Here is a 16584-nt window from a genome sequence, read left to right as displayed (position 1 = left end):
GACCATGCGTGTGCTGATCATCGAAGACGAAGAAAAAACCGCCGACTACCTGCATCGCGGCCTGACCGAGCAAGGCTTCACTGTCGACCTTGCGCGCAACGGCATCGACGGCCTGCACCTGGCCCTGGAAGGCGACTACGCGGTGATCGTGCTGGATGTGATGCTGCCAGGCCTGGACGGCTACGGCGTGCTGCGCGCACTGCGCGCACGCAAGCAGACACCGGTGATCATGCTCACCGCCCGCGAGCGCGTCGAAGACCGCATCCACGGCCTGCGCGAAGGTGCCGACGACTACCTGGGCAAGCCGTTCTCGTTCCTCGAACTGGTCGCCCGGCTGCAGGCTCTGACCCGCCGCAGCAGCAGCCATGAGCCGTTGCAGATCCAGGTCGGCGACCTGTGGATCGACCTGATGGCGCGCAAGGCCAGCCGTGCCGGCCAGCGCCTGGAGCTGACCGCCAAGGAATTCTCGCTGCTCAGCGTGCTGGCCCGGCGCCAGGGCGAAATCCTCTCCAAGACCGCCATCGCCGAGCTGGTCTGGGACATCAACTTCGACAGCGACGCCAATGTCGTCGAAGTGGCCATCAAACGCCTGCGCGCCAAGCTCGACGGGCCGTTCGACAACAAGCTGCTGCACACCATCCGAGGCATGGGCTATGTCCTGGAAAACCGTGCCGCTTAATTCCATCGCCCTGCGCCTGTCGACGCTGTTCATCCTGGTGGCGCTGGGGGTGTTCCTGCTGATCGGTACGGCGCTGTATCGCCAGGTCGATCGCAGCCTCGACCTGCTGCCGGCCGCCGAACTGGATGCGCGCTTCAGCGTGCTCGAGTCCACCCTCAACCGCTTCGGTACACCCGAGCACTGGGCCAAGATCAACAACAAGCTCAACCTGCTCAGCGAAGAAGACAAGCGCATCCGTTTCTGGGTAGTCAGCAGCAACCCGGCCTACGAATACGGCCACCCCAGCGAACTGGTCCGCGCCTTTGCCGAGGGCCCGCAAGGCATGCATGACCTGCGTCTGCCTGACCAGCCTTACCCGTACAAGGTGCTGGTCAGCGAATTGCCAGCCCTGGGCGAGCGCCCGCCGCTGCGCTTTCTGATCGGCATCGACACCGAAACGTTCTGGCAGGCCCAGCACAGCCTGCTGGTGGCCATTGTCGGCCTGGCCGTGCTCGGTGTGCTGCTGGCTTCGGTGCTGGGTTACTGGGTTGCCCGCGTCGGCCTGCGGCCACTGCTGGCGCTGTCTGTCGAGGCCCAGGCGCTGGCACCGCCGCGCCTGGACGGGCGCCTGCAGACCCAGGACCTGGCACCGGAACTGGCGCAGTTCGCCGGCGCCTTCAATGCCGCGCTGGAGCGGGTCAGTCAGGCCTATTCACGGCTGGAGGCCTTCAACGCCGACGTCGCCCACGAACTGCGCTCGCCGCTGACCAACCTGATCGGCCAGACCCAGGTCGCCCTCACCCGCGGGCGCAGCGCCGAGCATTACTTCGAGGTGCTGCAATCGAACCTGGAAGAACTGGAGCGCCTGCGCAGCATCATCAACGACATGCTGTTCCTTGCCAGCGCCGACCAGGGCAGCAAGGCCACCGCCCTGACCCAGGCCTCGCTGGCCGAGGAGGTAGCCACCACCCTCGATTACCTCGACTACATCCTCGAAGACGCCCAGGTCAGCGTCACCGTCAGCGGTGATGCCCAGGCGCCCATCGAAAAAGCCCAGTTGCGCCGGGCGTTGATCAACCTGCTGAACAACGCCGTGCAGCACACCGCGCCGAATCAGGTGATCGGCGTGCACATCGAGGACGGGCCAGAACACGTCAGCATTGCCGTGAGCAACCCGGGGCCAGCCATCGACGACGCGCACCTGCCGCTGCTGTTCGAACGGTTCTACCGGGTGGACGCGGCGCGCAGCAACAGTGGCGGCGGGAACCATGGGTTGGGGCTGGCAATCGTCAAGGCGATCGCGCTGATGCATGGTGGGGAGGTTTTCGTGCGCAGCGCTGCCGGCGCCAATACTTTTGGCATCCGTTTACCCATCTGCAAGCCCGTCTAGCACCCTGTGGGAGCGGGCTTGCCCGCGAAGCAGGCGACACGGTGTATGGCACCGGCTTTCGCCGGTGTTCGCGGGCAACCCCGATCCACAAGGATCGCGCCAGACTCTAGAAATTGAGCAAGACAGTTGCTCCCACAGCGAGGCGCACAAGCCCGCAAAACACGAGCAGGCCCTCTAGCATGCTGGTTTACGGCCAAAGTTCAATTGCTTTCCCATCGATCATTACTTTTTGCGCAACAGTGCTTATCGCCAAAGACGCTGTTTCCGCGGCACTTTAAGGACTAACTTTAGCCCCGTCCTCATAGCACTTGCCAAGCAAGAAGGTAGTTTCAAACATGTCCAACAGTATGGGTATTGCCAGCGTTTTCGTTCTGTCGTCCCTGTTGTTGTCGCCCCTGGCCATGGCCGAAGAATCCCCGGCTTTCGTTGCTCGCACTGCAGAACTTGCCGCTGTTCACCAAGATGCCCGCGAAGCCCTGGCACACAAGGCCGACGCCGGCAAAGACGCAGAACAGACAGCTTCGAAAGTTTCCAGCGACGCCAATGCCGATAGCTGATCGGGCGTTGCACCTGCTCCAGTTTTCCCTTGGCTATACCATGGGCACCGTCGGTGCCGATATGTTAGCCTTTCAAAGCCGCTGCCGATCAGCGGCTTTTTTTATGTGCTCTAACTATCAGCCCCGCCGTAACGTACACCTATAAAAAGACGCACATTCAAAAATAAAAACTGCCCCACCGCCCGACCCAAGGAGCTAGTACCGGTGCCTTCCGCGTTTCGTTTCACCCCGTTGTTCATTGCGTTGACTGCAACGATCCCTTTCGCCGCCCAGGCAGATGAAGACAAGGCTGATGGCTTCATCGAAGGTTCGTCCTTCAATCTGCATTTCCGAAATGCCTACTTCAACCGTGACAACCACAATGCCGGCGTGCGCGACACCCGCGAGTGGGGCCAGGGCGCGGTCGCCCGTTTCGAGTCCGGTTACACCCCGGGAGTGGTCGGTTTCGGCCTCGACGCCCATGCCATGCTGGGCCTGAAGCTCGACGGCGGTGGCGGCCATGCCGGCACCAGCATCCTGCCCGAACACATCAAGGACAACGGTGAACTGGGCGCCGCCCCGCACTCGTTCTCCACCGCCGGTGCAGCGGTCAAGCTCAAGGCCTTCGACACCGAGTTGAAAGCCGGTGACCTGTTCATCACCAACCCGGTGATCGCTGGCGGCGAAACCCGCATGCTGCCGCAGACCTTCCGCGGTGTGAGCTTGACCAACCACAGCGTCGACGGCCTGCTGCTCGAAGGCGGCCAGGTCAGCTTCACCCACCCGTACAACCAGAGCGGCCACCGTCGTATCGACAGCTACTACGGCGACATGCAGGGCCAGACCAGCAAGCACCTGAACTGGGCAGGCGCCGCGTGGAGCGGTACCGAGAACGTCACCGCCAACCTGTATGCGGCCGAGCTCAAGGACGTCTGGAACCAGTACTACGCCGACTTCGACTACACCTACGTGGTCAACGACCTGGTCAGCCTCAACCCGGGCGTGCACTTCTACCACACCCAGGACACCGGCCAGGCGCTGCTGGGCAAGATCGACAACAACACCTACAGCCTGCACTTCACGGTCAACGCCGGTTACCACAGCGTCACCGCCGCCTACCAGCGGGTCAACGGCAACACGCCGTTCGACTACATCAACCTGGGCGACAGCGTGTACCTGGACAACTCGCGCATGTACTCGGACTTCAACGCCCCCAACGAGCGTTCGTGGAAGCTGCAGTACGACTACAACTTCGCCGGTATCGGTATTCCGGGCCTGAGCACCTCGCTGTCGTACTCGCGCGGTGAGGCAGACCTGACCAAGGCCACCCAGGACACCAGCCACTACGACTACTACCGCGCCGATGGCAAGAACGCCATGCACTGGGAGCGCGACATGGATGTGAAATATGTGTTCCAGGAAGGCGACCTGAAGGATCTGGCGGTGCAACTGCGCTATGCCACCCACCGTGGCAGCCAGGGTTATGCCTCGATCGACAGCAACAGCGACAACGATGAAGTGCGTGTGATCGTCGATTACCCACTGAACATCTTCTGACCTGAGACCGCTGGCGAGGGCTTTGCCCTCGTTTCGCCGGCAAGCGCGGCTCCCACCAGGACACCACAGGCCTCAAGGGCGGTGAAATACCTGTGGGAGCCGAGCTTGCCGGCGATGGGCTGCAAAGCAGCCCCCTGCGTATTTCCGTCGGACAAATCTTGTCCGACAATCCACGCTTCCCTAGAATGTCGCCCGCCGCAAATGGCCCTGCCTCAGCAGTAGCGCGCATGCCCACTCGATCTTCGCGTTTCGCACTCTACAGGTCGCACCCCGAGCTGATCCTCAACCTGGGCAGTTGCCTTGCCGTGCTCGCCATCGTGGCCATCGTCAGCTACCTGCTGGCCCGCGAGCGCGACAGTGTGGAGCAATCGGCCATCCGCTCCTCGAACAACATCGTCCAGCTGATCGAAAGCGACATCCTGCGCAATGTCGAACTCTACGACCACTCGCTAAAAGGCCTGATCTGGGCGGTCAGCCGCAAGGAACTGCCGGAGATCTCCGGCCCGCTGCGCCAGCATCTGCTGTTCAATGAAGCCTTCGTCGACCGCAAGCGCGGTAATGTGCTGTGGCTGGACAAGGATGGCAATGTGGTCGGGGACTCCAGCAGCCCCGTCCCCCCCAAGGCCAGCTTCGCCGACAGCGTCTTTTTCCAGGCACACCAGCATGATCCAAACCTGGGTTTGCTGGTGGGGCCGCCCTTCAAGGCCAAGCTGGGTAACATGGACTGGTGCATCAGTTTCAGCCGACGCATCAATGGCCCGCACGGCGAATTTGCCGGATTGGCCGCCGGGGCTCTGCGCCTGTCGTACTTCAGTGAGTTGTTCCGCCGTCTGGATATCGGCGATGAAAGCAGCATCAACCTGTTCAATACCAACGGCCAGCTGCTCGCCCGGGAACCTGCAAGCCCAGAGGATTCGGCAATCGGCAGCTATTACGGCGAACGCCCAAACTTCAAGCGCATTCTCAGCGAGCACAGCGGCAGCTTCACCGCCCGCTCTGGCAGCTCCCCTTCCCAGCGCATGTACACCTTCGCCCAGGTCGCCGACCTGCCGCTGATCGTACTGGTGGTGCACTCCGCCGACGAAGTGTTCCAGTCATGGCGGCGCACGGCCATTCTGGTCAGCGTCGCCACAGGGGTGCTGTGTATCGGCATTCTCTGGCTGACCTTGCTGCTGGGCCGCGAACTGCGCCGCCGCCACGAAGCCGAACTGGGCCTGGCGACCCTGGCCGCCACCGACAGCCTGACCGGCCTGGCCAACCGTCGCCGGCTGGACCAGGTGTTGCGACAGGAATGGTCACGCGCGCAGCGCAACCGCAAGCCGCTGGCGGTACTGATGGTGGATGTGGATCATTTCAAGGCATTCAACCAGCGCCATGGCCACGCGGGAGGGGACCACGCGTTGCGCGAGGTCGCCAGTACACTGGAGCGGTGTATCCGGCGCCCGGCAGACCTGGCTGCACGCTACGGCGGAGAAGAATTTCAGGTGATCCTGCCGGAAACCGAACTGGCCGGCGCGCTGCTACTGGCCGAGCGCATTCGTGCCCAGGTCGAGGCGCTGGCACCGTTTGCCGATGATGCTCACTCGGTGACAGTGAGCATTGGCGTCGGGGTCTACATCCCCGGCACCCAGCAAGACCTGACACAGGTGCTGGGTGCCGCGGACGAAGCGCTCTACCGGGCCAAGGCCAATGGCCGCAACCGGGTCGAGGGGCCGATGGACTAGGAACGGGCGCGGGCGGCGTTGCGCAGTGCCTTCACCTGGTCGTGGTTACGCTGCACACCCTGCAGCTGTTTCTCAACCAGCGCATAGCTCTGATCACTGGCCTGGCGGCCAAGCTTGACCAGTTTCTCACGTGCTTCCTTGTAGGCCTTGAGGGCATGGTCTTCACCACGCTCAACTTCGTTGAGCACCGCTTCCTCATCCTTGCCGGTGACCATCGATTTGAGGTTGACCCAGCCACGGTGCAGGTCGCCGCTGATGCTGGTGGAGGTTTCCGGATCTCCACCCAATCGGCGTACTTCGCTCTGCAACTCGCTGGCGGCATTGGCGCACTCTCCGGCACGCTGGACGAAGAACGCCTTCAGTTCGGGGTTTTTGACATCATCGGCCGAGGCTTTGAAGCCTTTTTCGCCATCCTTGCTGTACTCGATCAGGTCGTTCAGTACGTCGATCACGTCTTTGTTGGGGTTGCTCATGGCACGAACTCCTTGGCAGGTGATATTCACTTGTACTGGAGCAGCCTTCATGCCAAACCGCACAACTAAAATAAAACTTTTAAAAACAATAGGTTAGTGATCTCAAGAGGAAACCTGAAAACGGCGTTATGCATGATTGCCGCTTGGGTGCTCGTGCAGATTGCAGTATGGTCGGCGCTCATTCACTGCCAGGCTTCGTCGATGAAACCGGAAATGCTCGAACTGCTGGTTACCCGCACCATGCCCTTTGGCAAGTACCAGGGGCGGATCATTGCCGACTTGCCGGGCGACTATCTGGCATGGTTTGCGCGCAAGGGCTTTCCGGCAGGAGAGTTGGGCGGGTTGCTGGCGTTGATGCATGAGGTCGACCATAACGGCCTGGCCGACCTGCTGGTGCCCTTGCGGCAGAAGCATCAGCGCTAGCCTGTACCGGCCTCTTCGCGGGTAAACCCGCTCCCACAGGGATCGCGCAATCTTCAGACCTGCACAAATCCTGTGGGAGCGGGTTTACCCGCGAAGAGGCCAGCAAGGCCAACAGATAGCTTTAAGCTTTCACTGGCGCCACCGCCAACTCCACCCGCTCGCTCTTCTTGATCAGCGCGTACACCACCGCCGTCACCAGGCTCCCCGCCACAATCGCCAGCAGATACAACAGCGCATGGTTGATCGCATTGGGGATCAGCAGCACGAACAGCCCACCATGCGGCGCCATCAGCTTGCATCCGAAGTACATCGACAGCGCACCGGTCAAGGCGCCACCGGCAATGCTCGCCGGGATCACCCGCAGCGGGTCCTTGGCAGCAAACGGGATAGCCCCTTCGGAAATGAAGCACAGCCCCAGCGCCAACGCCGCCTTGCCCGCCTCGCGCTCGCTCTGGGCGAACTTGCGCCGGGCCAGGAAGGTGGCGATGCCCAGCCCGATCGGCGGCACCATGCCGGCGGCCATGGTCGCCGCCATCGGTGCATAGCTGGAAGACGCCAGCAGCCCCACCGAGAAGGCATAGGCGGCCTTGTTGATCGGCCCGCCGAGGTCGACGCACATCATCCCGCCCAGCAGCAGCCCGAGCAGGATGGCGTTGGTGGTGCCCATGCTGTCGAGGAAATGCGTCAGCCCTTCGAGCATGGCCGCCACTGGCTGGCCGACCACGTAGATCATCACCAGGCCGGTGAACAGGCTGGCCAGCAGCGGGATGATCAGGATTGGCTTGAGCGCATCCAGGCTGCTCGGCAGGCGGGCCCAGCGGGCGATGGCCTTGGCGCTGTAGCCGGCGAGAAAGCCGGCGACGATGCCACCGATGAAACCGGCACCCAAGGTGCTGGCCAACAAGCCCCCGATCATGCCCGGCGCCAGCCCCGGTCGGTCGGCGATGGACCAGGCGATGTAACCCGCGAGCAGCGGCACCATCAACTTGAACGCCGCCTCGCCCCCAATCTGCATCAGCGCGGCAGGCAAGGTACCCGGTTGCTTGTAGGCTTCGATGCCGAAGACGAACGACAGCGCGATCAGCAAACCACCGGCCACCACCATCGGCAACATGAACGAAACACCGGTCAGCAAGTGCTTGTAGACGCCGCTTTTCTCAGCCTTGGCCGGCGCCGCCGAGGCAGGGTCCGCGGCACTTTCGACCTTGGCCTCGGCCAGGGCTTTTTCCAAGGTCGCACGCGCCTGCTTGAGGGCGATACCGGTGCCGCAGCGGTAGATACGCTTGCCGGCAAAGCGTGCCGTCGGCACCTCGATGTCGGCGGCCAGCAGCACCACATCGGCCTCGGCAATGGCCTGGGCTGACAGCGGGTTGCGTGCACCGACCGAGCCCTGGGTCTCGACGGTGAGCTGGTAATCCAACTGTTGCGCCGCCTGTTGCAGGGCTTCGGCAGCCATGAAGGTATGCGCCACGCCCGTCGGGCAGGCGGTAACCGCAACAATGCGTACCGCCGCTGAAGGCACCGTGCCGAGCGCTTGGGCAGCCAGCACTTCGGCCTTGCCCGCCGCCTCGTCGAGGAAGCCCTCACGGTCGGCCAGGGCCTGCGCCGGGGTGCTCTGGTACACACGCTTGCCGGCGAAGCGCGCAAGCTCAACCGGGCCGGTACTGACCACCAGCACCCAATCGGCCTCGGCAATCTGCGCCGGCGTCAGCTGGCGCTCGGGATGTTCGGCATCCTGTACCTCGACACTGGTGCTCCAGCCGCGGCGCTGGGCGGCAGCTGCCAGCAGGCGGGCACTGAGCACGCTGGACACCTGCCCATTGGGGCAGGCGGTGACAATGGCAATGTTCATCGGCAACCCTCTTGTTGTTCTGTCAGTTGCACGGCGGCTTCCAGGTGCGCCAGTTGCTCGCGGTCGCTGATGCCGAAGCCGACCTGGGTCACGGCCTGCGCCGCGATGGCCGTGGCTCGGCGCAAGGTCTGCTGTGGGCATTCCCCTGCCAGCAGGCCGTGGACCATACCGGCGACCAGCGAATCACCCGCGCCCACGGTGCTGGCAACTCGCACCTGCGGCGGCCGCGCCTGTAGCGCCTGGCCGGCGGTAAACCAGCTGACGCCCTGCTCGCCCGCCGAAACCACCACATGCTCGATACCACTGGCCAGCAGTTGCTCGGCAGCGGCGCGCTGCTCGGCGGCGGTCTGCACGACCAGGCCGAGCACTTCGCCCAGCTCTTCGGTATTGGGTTTGACCAGCCATGGCGCGCTCTGCAGCCCGGCACGCAACGCGTCGCCACTGCTGTCGAGGGCCACTTTCAGCCCTTGTGCCTGCAACTGCTCGAGCAACTGGCGGAACCACTCAGGGCTGATACCGCGCGGCAGGCTACCGGCCACGACCACCGCGTCGTGCCCTGGCGCCACCTGCGCCAGGCGGTGCAGCAACCCGGCGCGGGCGGCTTGGTCGACTTCCGGGCCCTGCCCGTTGATGTCGGTGACCCGGCCGTCGGCCTCGACCAGCTTGAGGTTGCTGCGGGTTTCACCGGCCACCCGCACGAAGCAGTCGGCAAAACCGCGCCGGGCGATCAGTGCCTCGAACGGTTGCGGGTTGTCGCGGCCCAGAAAGCCCCCGACCGTAACGCTGTGGCCCAGGTCGGCGAGCACCTGGGCCACGTTCAGGCCTTTACCCGCCGCGTGACTTTGCTGGGCCTGGGCACGGTTGACGTGCCCCGGGCGCAAGGCATCGAGGCTGACGGTGATATCCAGCGCCGGGTTCAGGGTCAGGGTGAGGATCTTGGCCATCAGTAACGCTCCACCAGCGCGCGAACCGCCGCGGCGCTGTCCTGTTGCAAGGCCTCGCGCGCCAGGGCGCGGGCCGTTTGGTGATCAGCCTGGCGCACCAGGGCTTTGACTTCGGCAATGCTGCGGGCAGCCACGCTCAGCTCGTCCACATCCAGGCCCAGCAGCACGGCCACCGCCTGCGGGTCGCCGGCCAGTTCGCCACAAACACCGACCCACTTGCCCTCGGCGTGGGCGGCGCGCACGGTCATGTCGATCAGGCTCAGCACCGCCGGGTGCAGGCCGTCGGCCTGGGCGGAAAGGCTCGGGTGACCACGGTCAATGGCCAGGGTGTACTGGGTCAGGTCGTTGGTGCCGATGCTGAAGAAGTCCACTTCGCGGGCCAGTTGCGGCGCCAGCAGGGCGGCGGACGGCACTTCGACCATGATCCCGACTTGCAGGTCGGCGACCGGGATTTCCAGGCGCAGGCGCTCGACCATGGCCCGCGCCTCACGCCACTCGTGCACCTGCCCGACCATGGGGAACATGATGCGCAGGGGCCGCTGATCGGCGGCACGCAGCAAGGCGCGCAGCTGGTCTTCCATGATCTGCGGGCGTTGCAGGGTCAGGCGCACGCCGCGCACGCCAAGGAACGGGTTTTCCTCGGCGGCGATCGGCCAGTACGGCAATGGCTTGTCGCCCCCCACATCGAGGGTGCGCACCACCAGTGGCCGGCCGCCGAGGCCATCGAGCACCCGGCGGTACTCCGCTTCCTGGGTAGGCACGTCGGGTGCCTGGGAATGGGCCATGAATATCAGCTCGGTGCGCAGCAGGCCAACGCCTTCGGCACCCTGCTCCACCACCTTGTCGATGCCGCTGCTCTCGCCGATGTTGGCGAACACTTCGATGGCATGGCCATCGCGGGTCACGGCCGGCTCATGGCGCTTGGCCCAGGCGGCTTGCAGGCGTTGTTCGCGCAGGTCACGCTCGGCCAGTGCGCGTTGCAGTTCATCAGCCGGCGGTGCGACGCTGACCACGCCGCGCTGGCCGTCGAGCAGCAGTGGAGTGCCGGAATCGACCAGCAGCATCGCCGGGCCCACGCCGACCACCGCCGGGATGCCCAGGGCGCGGGCGACGATCGCACTGTGCGCGGTGGCACCGCCGTGAGCGGTGACGATGCCGGCGACGCGGGCCGGGTCCAGGCGGGCGACATCGGAGGGGCCGACCTCGCCCATCACCAGTACGTAAGGTTGTTCAGGTTCGGCCTGGGCCTGCACGCCACACAACTGGGCCAACACCCGGCGGCCAATGTCGCGCAGGTCGGCAGCACGCTCGGCCAACAGCGCATCGTGCAGCGCTTCCTGCTGGCGCGCCGCTGCTTCGATCACCGCCATCCAGGCCGCTGCCGCACTTTCGCCCTGGGCCAGGCGTACGTCGACATCGTCGCTCAGGGCCGGGTCGGCGAGCATTTCCTGGTGGGTGACGAAGATCTCGCCTATCGACTTGTCGCTGCGCTGCACCAGCGCCTGCAATTCACCATTGACGGCATCCAGCGCGCCGCGCAGCTTCAGGCGCTCCTGGGCTGGCGACTCGCCGCGCAGTGGGTAGTCGATTTCGCGCTCGACACAGACATGCGCCGGCCCGCTGGCGATACCGGGGGATGCACTGACGCCCTGGATACGGCTGCCTGCAGCAGGCGCCTGAAGTACGTCGACTGCGCTGGCAACGGCCACTGCGGCCGTTTGCGCCAACGGCTCGACGTCTTCGCCCAGGCCCTGCTCGATGGCTGCCAACAGGACCGGCAAGGCATCGGCGGCAATCGTCGGTTCTGCCATCAGTTCGAGTTCCTGGCCGCGACGGGCGCCCAGGCTGAGCAGCTTGCTCAGGCTCTTGATCGACACCGCCGGCTGCGCGCTGTCGAGCACACGCACGCGGATTTCGCCCTCGAAGCCCTTGGCCAGTTGCGCCAGGACCTTCGCCGGGCGGGCATGCAGCCCATGCGGGTTGGCCAGCACGACCCGCGCACTGGGCCAGTCTACCGGTGCCTCACCGCCCAGCACCTCCAGTACCGCGCGGCTGCTGGTGGCCTGGTAGAGCGTTTGCCCACGGCCTTCGATCAACACTTCGCACAGGCGCTCGAGCAGCGCCTGATGGGCCGCGCCGAGGCTGGCCAGGCAGAACAGGCCATTGAGCGGCTGGTCACGATAACGCAGGGGCTGCTGCGGGGTGATGAAGGCCAGGCCGGGCTGGCGCACCTGGCGCTCGCTGTGCAGCCACCACAGACCCTCGCCCAGTGGCAGGGGGTCGGCCTGTTGCAGCACGGCCGCGAAGCCGCTGTCGACACAACCGGCGCGCTGCAGCAGGCGGGCACCGCGCCAGGCCAGTTCATCGAAATCTTCCGCCGGCAGGTTCAGGCCGACCAGTTGCGCGTCCAGCGCCAGCGCCTGTGGCGCACCTTGCAGCAACTTGAGCAACGCCTCGGCGGAGCTGGCCCGGCGCAGCGCCTCGGCCAGGTCGGTTTCGCCGAGGGCACGGGTCAGCAACTGCAGCAGGCGCAGGTGTTCATCGGAGCGGGCGGCAATGCCGATGGCCAGGTAGACGATCTGGCCATCGCCCCAGTCCACGCCTTCGGGGAACTGCAGCAGGCGCACGCCCGTGGCGAACACCAGCTCACGGGTCTGCGGGGTGCCGTGCGGGATGGCGATGCCCTGGCCAAGGAACGTCGAGCCTTGCGCTTCGCGCGCCTGCAGGCCGTCAAGATAACCTTCGGCGACCAGGCCGTCGGCCACCAGCTGATCCGCCAGCAGGCTTAGCGCCTCGGCCTTGTTGGCGGCCTTCTGGCCCATGGCTATCTGCTCTTTGGCGAGCTCGAGCATGACCTTCTCCTTTTGCAGCCCCAGCTTGGTTTTGATGCCGGGTACTGAGGTATTGTTGTGATATTCACAGAATCAGCCAGTTCGACAGCCTTGCATGGGCGGCGGCCGAGGCAGAAAAATTAATAGCTGAAACGTTTAATCTGACCAAGCGGCCACGTTACTCGATAATCTCCTGATGAAAAAGCCCCATCCTGTCGGACAATTGCGACAATGGTCGCCTGCGCGTGGCGGCCAACCCGGGTCAAACTACCCGGTCCTGGTTCCGTAGCCAGTCCCGGTAATAACAAGGAAAATTCGGTGAAACTCAGCGATATCGCCCGTCTGGCCGGTGTGTCAGTGACCACTGCCAGTTATGTCATCAATGGCAAGGCCGAACAGCAGCGCATCAGCAACAGCACTGTCGAGCGCGTGCGCGCGGTGGTCGAGGCCCATGGCTTCACGCCCAACCCGCAAGCAGCCGGCCTGCGCAGCCGGCACACCCGCACCCTGGGCTTCATTCTCCCGGATCTGGAGAACCCCAGCTATGCCCGCATCGCCAAACAGCTTGAGCAAGGCGCCCGCGCCCGTGGCTACCAGCTGCTGATTGCCAGCAGCGACGACCAGCCCGACAGTGAGCGCCAGCTGCAGCAGCTGTTCCGCGCCCGCCGTTGCGATGCGCTGTTCGTGGCCAGTTGCCTGCCGCCAGAGGACGACAGCTACCGTGAGCTGCAGGACAAAGGCCTGCCGGTGATCGCCATCGACCGGCGCCTGAACCCGGCCCACTTCTGTTCGGTGATCAGCGATGACCGCGATGCCAGCCGTCAGCTGGCCGAGAGCCTGCTGGCGACCGCCCCGGGCAGCATCGCGCTGATCGGCGCACGTCAGGAACTGTCGGTGAGCCAGGCCCGTGCCGGTGGCTTCGACGAAGCCATGCAAGGTTTCGACGGTGTGGTGCGTCGCTATCAGGGCGAGGCCTTCAGCCGTGAATGCGGCCAACGCCTGATGCAACAATTGATCGAAGAACACGGCGGACTGCCGGATGCCCTGGTGACCACCTCCTATGTGCTGCTGCAAGGTGTGTTCGATACCTTGCAGGCGCGCCCGGCCGATTCGCGTCAGCTGCAGCTGGGCACGTTCGGTGACAACCAACTGCTCGACTTCCTGCCGCTGCCGGTCAACGCCATGGCCCAACAGCACGGCCTGATCGCCGCCACCGCGCTGGAGCTGGCCCTGGCCGCGATCGAGGAAAAACGCTACGAACCTGGCGTGCACGCCATTGGCCGCACCTTCAAGCAACGCATCACAGCAGCCTGAACATGCGCCTGATCGACACCCACACGCACCTGGACTTCCCCGACTTCGATGCCGACCGCCCGCGCCTGCTGGCCAACGCGGCGGCGCGCGGGGTGGAGCGCATGGTGGTGCTGGGGGTGTACCAGGCGAATTTCCAGCGGGTGTGGGACCTGGCCTGCGCGCAACGCAGCGTGCATGCGGCACTGGGGCTGCACCCGATCTACCTGGAGCAGCACCGGCCGGAGCACTTGACGCAGCTGCGCGAATGGCTGGAGCGCCTGCACGGCGACCCACGGCTGTGCGCAGTCGGCGAGTTCGGCCTGGACTACTACCTCGAAGCACTGGACAAGCAACGCCAGCAGACGCTGTTCGAGGCCCAGTTGCAGATGGCCTGTGACTTCGGGCTGCCTGCCCTGTTGCATGTGCGTCGCAGCCATGCCCAGGTGATTGCCACGCTCAAGCGCTACAAGCCGGCGCGCGCGGGGGTGATCCATGCCTTTGCCGGCAGTTACGAAGAGGCGCGCGAGTACATCAAGCTGGGCTTTCGGCTTGGCCTGGGTGGCGCAGCGACCTGGCCGCAGGCGCTACGCCTGCGCAAGACCCTCCCGCGCCTGCCGCTGGAGAGCATCGTGCTGGAGACCGATTCGCCGGACATGGCCCCGGCGATGTATGCCGGCGAGCGCAACAGCCCGGAACATCTGCCGGAGATTGCCGAGGCGTTGGCCGAGCTGATGGGCATTGAGCCTGAAACACTGGCTGAGGCCAGCAGTCGCAATGCCTGTGAGCTGTTTGGCTGGTAGTACCGGCCTCTTCGCGGGTGAACCCGCTCCCGCAGGTATTGCACAGAGACCGAGTGTTGCGCAGTCTCTGTGCGAGCGGGTTCACCCGCGAATGGGCCAATACAGGCAACTCAAGAGCCGGCCTTAAACCCTGAACGCCCCGATCAGGCGTTTCAGCTCCACCACCTGCGTCGACAGCACCCGGCTGGCATCCTCGGCCTGGCAAGCCCCTTGGGTGGTGTCCTGCGCCGCCCGGTTGATCGCGACGATGTTGCGGTCGATGTCATGGGCCACCGCCGTCTGCTGCTCGACCGCCGCCGCAATCTGCTGGTTCTGCTCGACGATGCCCCCCACTGCACCCAGGATATTGCCCAGCGCCTGCTGCACCTGGCGTGCTTCATCGACCGTACCCGCCGCCATCTGATGGCTGCTGCCCATCGCCTGCACCGCCGCAGCCACCCCCTCACGCAGGCGCTGGATCATCAGCGCGATCTGCTCAGTGGAGTCCTGGGTACGCCGGGCCAGGGTGCGCACTTCATCAGCCACCACGGCGAACCCACGCCCTTGCTCACCGGCCCTGGCAGCTTCGATGGCCGCATTCAACGCCAGTAGATTGGTCTGCTCGGCAATGCTGCGAATAACCTCCAGCACCTGGCCGATTGCCTGGCTGTCGTCAGCCAGCCGATTGATTGCCAGCACGGTCTGGTCGATTTCCTCGGCAAGGCGGCCGATGCTGTCTTGCTGGCTCTCCACCAACGTGCGGCCATTGGCGCTTTCACGATTGACCTGCTGTGCCCCGTTGGCGGCCAGCGCGGCACTGCGCGCCACCTCCTGCGAAGTGGCGCTCATCTGGTTCATCGCCGTGGCCACCTGCTCTATCTGTTCACGCTGGCCACTGACCGCCTGATTGCTCCGCGCCGACACCGCCAGCACCTGCCCGGCCTGCTCTTCGACGGCCACCACGGTGCGCCCGACCTGGTCGATAAGGCCGCGGATACGACGCACGGTTTCACTGAAGCCCTGACCCAACTCACCCAGTTCATCGCGGCTGTGGGCCTGGAAGCTGACCGTCATGTCACCGGCAGCCACTTTGTCCATGGCACAGCCCAGCCGGCGCAAGGTGGCCCGGGTCGATACATAGAAGCCGCCATACAAGTACAGGATCAGCACGAAGACACCGGCCAGCACCACGCCCAGGGCGAGCATGCGCACGCGCTGCTCAGCCAGGCGCTGTTGCAACTGCCCCTGCAGGTCCGCAAGCAAGGCATCGTTGAAACGATAGGTCTGCGCCATCAGTTCGCTGACCTGCTGATAGAACGCCGGCCAAGGGGCATCGAGCGTTTCCGCCACCACCACCTGCTCTTCGAACAACGACGCGGCCTGCCTGACCGTCGCCTGGCTGCTTGCTGCCGCGCCCGCCAAGCTGGCCTTGGCAGTCCGCTCCGTGGCGAGGGCATCATCCAGCCGCAAGGCATAGTCGGCGCCAAGGCGATCGAGGCGTTGCAGCAGGTCTTCGAAACGGGCACTGCCAGAAGAGTCGATGAACCCCCGCCCCAGGGCAATGGCGCCCATGGCCCGGCCTTCACCCAGGGCCTGGGTGACCTGCGCCGTGGCGCCCCCCAGCAGTTCGCTCAACTGACGCACCGAAGCCTGGCTGTCCTGGCTCAGGCCAGACTGGCTGACCACCTGCTTGGCCAGCATCTGCGCCTGGGCCAGCAGCTTGTCGAACAGTGCGGCCTTGTTCTGCAGCGACGATTCCGCCCGGGCACTGGCAAATGCCCCAGCCAATTCTTCGAGCTTGCCTTGAGGTACCGCCGCATCCCCTTGCAGCCTGTGCAACTGCGCCTGGACCTTGTCCTGCAATGCAGCGATTCGTGCCTCCAGGTCCCCGGCCTGGCCCGACTGGCCAAGCACGGCATTGATCTGCAAGAGGTTGCCCAGCGCCTCCAGGTCGGCGCGCAGGCTAAGGCTGTCAGCCAGCGGCGCCATGCCCTGCAACTCGGCGCGGGTGGCCTGGAACTGCTGGTAGGCATCACGCACCAGATAAAAGCTGGTGGCCAACATGGGCAGGAAGAACAGGACGCTGATGAGGCTGAACTTCTGGCCGAAGCTCAGCCGATTCAT

Annotated in this window: 12 protein-coding genes and 1 pseudogene; 8 read left to right on the top strand and 5 right to left on the bottom strand. The window is 64.8% G+C overall.

The genetic code is table 11. From position 1 onward, the window contains the following. The first annotated feature begins 4 nt into the window (after nt 1-4). The 5 genes from OCX61_RS04080 to OCX61_RS04060 all read left to right on the top strand — a co-directional run bounded on the left by OCX61_RS04080 (nt 5) and on the right by OCX61_RS04060 (nt 5865). Complete coding sequence (locus tag OCX61_RS04080) at nt 5-679, top strand: heavy metal response regulator transcription factor (protein ID WP_261942716.1); 675 nt, start codon at nt 5-7, stop codon at nt 677-679. Further along, nucleotides 654-2048 carry a heavy metal sensor histidine kinase gene (locus OCX61_RS04075; protein ID WP_261942715.1) on the top strand — a complete coding sequence of 465 codons (1395 nt, stop codon included), beginning with the start codon at nt 654-656 and terminating at the stop codon, nt 2046-2048. The genes OCX61_RS04080 and OCX61_RS04075 overlap by 26 nt, the downstream gene beginning before the upstream one ends. A 335-nt stretch (nt 2049-2383) precedes the next feature. Further along, nucleotides 2384-2605, top strand: coding sequence for a hypothetical protein (locus tag OCX61_RS04070; RefSeq protein WP_261942714.1), 222 nt, complete (start codon nt 2384-2386; stop codon nt 2603-2605). A 204-nt stretch (nt 2606-2809) separates the two neighbouring features. Continuing rightward, nucleotides 2810-4141, top strand: a complete 1332-nt coding sequence (locus OCX61_RS04065; protein ID WP_261942713.1) for an OprD family porin — start codon at nt 2810-2812, stop codon at nt 4139-4141. Nucleotides 4142-4368: 227 nt separating this feature from the next. Next, a complete protein-coding gene (locus tag OCX61_RS04060; protein ID WP_261942712.1) occupies nt 4369-5865 on the top strand; it encodes a sensor domain-containing diguanylate cyclase in 1497 nt (498 codons plus the stop codon). Here OCX61_RS04060 and OCX61_RS04055 read toward each other — a convergent pair. Beyond that, a complete protein-coding gene (locus OCX61_RS04055) occupies nt 5862-6338 on the bottom strand; it encodes a ferritin-like domain-containing protein (RefSeq protein WP_261942711.1) in 477 nt (158 codons plus the stop codon). The two genes, OCX61_RS04060 and OCX61_RS04055, sit on opposite strands and share 4 nt — an antisense overlap. 201 nt (nt 6339-6539) lie before the next feature. On the opposite strand from OCX61_RS04055, the gene OCX61_RS04050 reads away from it, so the two are divergent. Then, nucleotides 6540-6761, top strand: a complete 222-nt coding sequence (locus OCX61_RS04050) for a DUF3820 family protein (RefSeq protein WP_085674113.1) — start codon at nt 6540-6542, stop codon at nt 6759-6761. A gap of 121 nt (nt 6762-6882) precedes the next feature. Here the strand turns inward: OCX61_RS04050 and OCX61_RS04045 are convergent, their stop codons facing one another. Genes OCX61_RS04045 through ptsP form a run of 3 tightly spaced genes read right to left on the bottom strand, consistent with a single transcriptional unit; the run spans nt 6883 to nt 12409 of the window. Beyond that, complete coding sequence (locus OCX61_RS04045) at nt 6883-8613, bottom strand: PTS fructose-like transporter subunit IIB (protein ID WP_261942710.1); 1731 nt, start codon at nt 8611-8613, stop codon at nt 6883-6885. Further along, nucleotides 8610-9557, bottom strand: a complete 948-nt coding sequence (gene pfkB / locus OCX61_RS04040; protein ID WP_261942709.1) for a 1-phosphofructokinase — start codon at nt 9555-9557, stop codon at nt 8610-8612. The genes OCX61_RS04045 and pfkB overlap by 4 nt, the downstream gene beginning before the upstream one ends. After that, nucleotides 9557-12409 (bottom strand): phosphoenolpyruvate--protein phosphotransferase, encoded by a 2853-nt coding sequence (gene ptsP / locus OCX61_RS04035; RefSeq protein ID WP_261942708.1) that lies wholly within the window; start codon nt 12407-12409, stop codon nt 9557-9559. The genes pfkB and ptsP overlap by 1 nt, the downstream gene beginning before the upstream one ends. 297 nt (nt 12410-12706) lie before the next feature. Here ptsP and cra point away from each other — a divergent pair, with 297 nt between their 5' ends. Together cra and OCX61_RS04025 are read left to right on the top strand one after the other, a co-directional pair. Continuing rightward, on the top strand, nt 12707-13702 hold the full coding sequence (gene cra / locus OCX61_RS04030; RefSeq protein ID WP_261942707.1) for a catabolite repressor/activator: 996 nt from the start codon (nt 12707-12709) through the stop codon (nt 13700-13702). A 2-nt stretch (nt 13703-13704) separates the two neighbouring features. Beyond that, nucleotides 13705-14481: a TatD family hydrolase gene (locus OCX61_RS04025; protein ID WP_261942706.1), complete on the top strand. Its 777-nt coding sequence runs from the start codon at nt 13705-13707 to the stop codon at nt 14479-14481. A 123-nt stretch (nt 14482-14604) separates the two neighbouring features. Here OCX61_RS04025 and OCX61_RS27295 read toward each other — a convergent pair. After that, a pseudogene (locus tag OCX61_RS27295) lies at nt 14605-15120 on the bottom strand (methyl-accepting chemotaxis protein); the annotation flags it as partial. Nucleotides 15121-16584 lie beyond the last annotated feature (1464 nt).

Origin of the sequence: Pseudomonas sp. LRP2-20 (genome assembly GCF_024349685.1) — a bacterium.
GTDB lineage: Bacteria > Pseudomonadota > Gammaproteobacteria > Pseudomonadales > Pseudomonadaceae > Aquipseudomonas.
Note: the sequence above shows the minus strand (reverse complement) of the source record. Positions and strands in the feature narration are given on the sequence as shown.

Bases quoted from the DNA above. Each gene is read 5' to 3' on its own strand.
- OCX61_RS04080 (WP_261942716.1), top strand. From the start codon at position 5: ATGCGTGTGCTGATCATCGAAGACGAAGAAAAAACCGCCGACTACCTG.
- OCX61_RS04075 (WP_261942715.1), top strand. From the start codon at position 654: ATGTCCTGGAAAACCGTGCCGCTTAATTCCATCGCCCTGCGCCTGTCG.
- OCX61_RS04070 (WP_261942714.1), top strand. From the start codon at position 2,384: ATGTCCAACAGTATGGGTATTGCCAGCGTTTTCGTTCTGTCGTCCCTG.
- OCX61_RS04060 (WP_261942712.1), top strand. From the start codon at position 4,369: ATGCCCACTCGATCTTCGCGTTTCGCACTCTACAGGTCGCACCCCGAG.
- OCX61_RS04055 (WP_261942711.1), bottom strand. From the start codon at position 6,338: ATGAGCAACCCCAACAAAGACGTGATCGACGTACTGAACGACCTGATC.
- OCX61_RS04050 (WP_085674113.1), top strand. From the start codon at position 6,540: ATGAAACCGGAAATGCTCGAACTGCTGGTTACCCGCACCATGCCCTTT.
- OCX61_RS04045 (WP_261942710.1), bottom strand. From the start codon at position 8,613: ATGAACATTGCCATTGTCACCGCCTGCCCCAATGGGCAGGTGTCCAGC.
- pfkB (WP_261942709.1), bottom strand. From the start codon at position 9,557: ATGGCCAAGATCCTCACCCTGACCCTGAACCCGGCGCTGGATATCACC.
- ptsP (WP_261942708.1), bottom strand. From the start codon at position 12,409: ATGCTCGAGCTCGCCAAAGAGCAGATAGCCATGGGCCAGAAGGCCGCC.
- OCX61_RS04025 (WP_261942706.1), top strand. From the start codon at position 13,705: ATGCGCCTGATCGACACCCACACGCACCTGGACTTCCCCGACTTCGAT.